Source organism: Parvibaculum sp., assembly GCF_049672805.1.
In the GTDB taxonomy this organism is placed as follows: Bacteria; Pseudomonadota; Alphaproteobacteria; order Parvibaculales; family Parvibaculaceae; genus Parvibaculum.
This window is the reverse complement of record NZ_JBATWS010000159.1, coordinates 1-2,096: the sequence shown is the minus strand read 5'-3', so window position 1 is coordinate 2,096 and position 2,096 is coordinate 1. Positions and strand designations below refer to the sequence as shown.

The following is a 2,096-nucleotide window of genomic DNA, read 5'->3' as shown; positions in this document are numbered from 1 at the left end:
CGGTAGAAACAGCCCCCGGCAAATTCCTCATCCATGCCCTGACAGCAGATTTTGCTGGCCCTGAAGGCTTTGAGGACATGGCACGGCGCGTGGCCGCGGTGGAGAAGCGCTGAAATGGCGATATTCCTCGCAATAACGGCAGCCCTTTTCGTCTCCGTCATGATGGTGATGGTGCGCATCTTCGGCGGGCCGACGCTTTATGACCGTATCCTCGCGGTAAACAGCTTCGGCACTCTCACCGTGCTCATCCTCAGCGCGCTTGGCTTCGTCACGGGACGGCCAGACTTCCTCGATATTGCGATGCTCTACGCGCTGATCAATTTCATCGGCACCATCGCCATTCTCAAATTCTTCCGCTACCGGAGCTTCGGTGCGCCGCGCAATCCGGAGGAGGAAAGCTGATGGACAGCGCCCTTCTCGACCTCGCCCTTGATATTGCGAGCATCATCGCCTTCACGGCCGGCGGCGCCTTCATTCTGGCAGGCAGCTTCGGCATGATCCGCCTGCCGGATGTCTGGTCGCGCTTTCATGCAGCCGGTGTCATCGACGCCCTCGGCGCCGAACTGGTGCTGACCGGCATGATGTTCCAGACGGGTCTGACGCAGACAACGCTGAAGCTAGCGCTTATCGCGCTCTTCCTCTTTGTCACCAGCCCCGTTGCAAGCCATGCGGTCGCCAATGCCGCCTTCATCGCCGGGCTGCGTCCCCTCCGCCTTCAGCGCAATGAGACCGCATCCGTCATTGGCGAAAATGCCGGGAAGGAGGCGCAGAAGTGACTCCCGATCTCATCGGCATCGCCATTGTGGATGTGGTGTTCTTCACCCTGCTCGGCGTCACCGCCCTTGCCATTGCGCGCGTGCGTCACCTTTTCACGACGGTGATTCTGGCAGGCGTGTTCAGCCTGCTTTCAGCAGGGCTCTTCGTCACGCTGGATGCGATGGACGTTGCCTTCACCGAAGCGGCTGTGGGCGCGGGCATCTCGACCGTTCTCATGCTGGCGACGCTCGCGCTCACCCCGCGCGAGGAAAAAAAGCCCGCCCATTCGGCCTTCCTGCCGCTGCTCGTCTGCCTCGTGACGGGTGCCGCCCTCATCTATGGCACGCTCGACATGCCGCCCTTCGGCGCGCCGAATAATCCGATCCACACCCATGTGGCACCTGACTATCTCCAGCGCACGCCTGTCGAGATCGGTATTCCGAACATCGTCTCTGCCGTTCTCGCTTCCTATCGCGGTTTCGACACGCTGGGCGAAGCCTTTGTCATTTTCACCGCCATGATCGCCGTTCTACTGCTGCTCGGAACAACGGGGCGCAAGCGCAGCGCCGTCAATGACAAGGGAAAGGAGTAACCGCATGGAACATCACTCCATTCTCCGCGTCGTCTCAAAGTTGCTGATCCCGCCGATCCTCGTCTATGCGCTTTATGTGCAGTTCCACGGCGACTACAGCCCCGGTGGCGGCTTTCAGGCAGGCGTCGTCTTCTCTTCTGCCTTCATTCTCTATTCGCTGCTTCACGGCATTGATGCGCTGACGAAAATCGTGCCGCCCCGCCTGCTGCATGTCTGCGCGGCGTTGGGCGTACTCATCTATGCGGGCACGGGCTTTGCGACCATGCTGCTCGGCGAGCCCTTTCTCAGCTATTACGCACTCGCCGAACACCCGCAGCACGCGCAGGAATGGGGCATCCTCATTGTCGAGTTCGGTGTCGGCGTCACCGTCGCCTCTGTCATGCTGTCGCTCTTCATCGCCGTTGCGAGCCACACCCCCAAACTCGACGACAAGGACTGGTGATGCCTGAGTTCGATCTCCGGTTTGTGCTCGGACACTATAATTACTGGATGTTCGTCATCCTGATGATGACGGGCCTCTACATCACGGTGAGCCGTGGCAACCTCATCAAAAAGGTCATCGGCCTGAACATCTTTCAGGCCGCCGTCTTCATGCTCTACATCTCCATGGGCAAGATCACGGGCGGCACCGCGCCCGTTCTGATCGAAGACCCTGACGCGGTCTATTCAAACGCCCTGCCCCATGTCCTCATTCTGACCGCCATTGTGGTCGGCATCGCAACAACGGCTGTTGCCCTCGCGCTCATCC

General features: G+C 60.1%; 5 protein-coding genes. All 5 read left to right on the top strand.

Features of this window, described 5'->3' with window-relative positions; genetic code table 11:
* Nucleotides 1–114 precede the first annotated feature (114 nt).
* On the top strand, nucleotides 115–402 hold the full coding sequence (locus tag WBF74_RS05150) for a monovalent cation/H+ antiporter complex subunit F (protein WP_424436178.1): 288 nt from the start codon (nucleotides 115–117) through the stop codon (nucleotides 400–402).
* Nucleotides 402–776 carry a monovalent cation/H(+) antiporter subunit G gene (gene mnhG / locus WBF74_RS05145; protein WP_424436175.1) on the top strand — a complete coding sequence of 125 codons (375 nt, stop codon included), beginning with the start codon at nucleotides 402–404 and terminating at the stop codon, nucleotides 774–776. The genes WBF74_RS05150 and mnhG overlap by 1 nt, the downstream gene beginning before the upstream one ends.
* The gene (locus WBF74_RS05140) at nucleotides 773–1,348 is read left to right on the top strand and encodes a DUF4040 domain-containing protein (RefSeq protein ID WP_424436172.1); all 576 of its coding nucleotides are present in this window, start codon (nucleotides 773–775) and stop codon (nucleotides 1,346–1,348) included. Before mnhG ends, WBF74_RS05140 begins: the two co-directional genes overlap by 4 nt.
* A gap of 4 nt (nucleotides 1,349–1,352) precedes the next feature.
* Entirely contained in the window at nucleotides 1,353–1,790 is a 438-nt protein-coding gene (locus tag WBF74_RS05135) for a Na(+)/H(+) antiporter subunit B (protein ID WP_424436169.1), read from the top strand.
* A partial coding sequence (locus WBF74_RS05130) for a cation:proton antiporter subunit C (protein ID WP_424436166.1) occupies nucleotides 1,790–2,096 on the top strand: 307 nt, incomplete at its 3' end. The genes WBF74_RS05135 and WBF74_RS05130, both read left to right, overlap by 1 nt.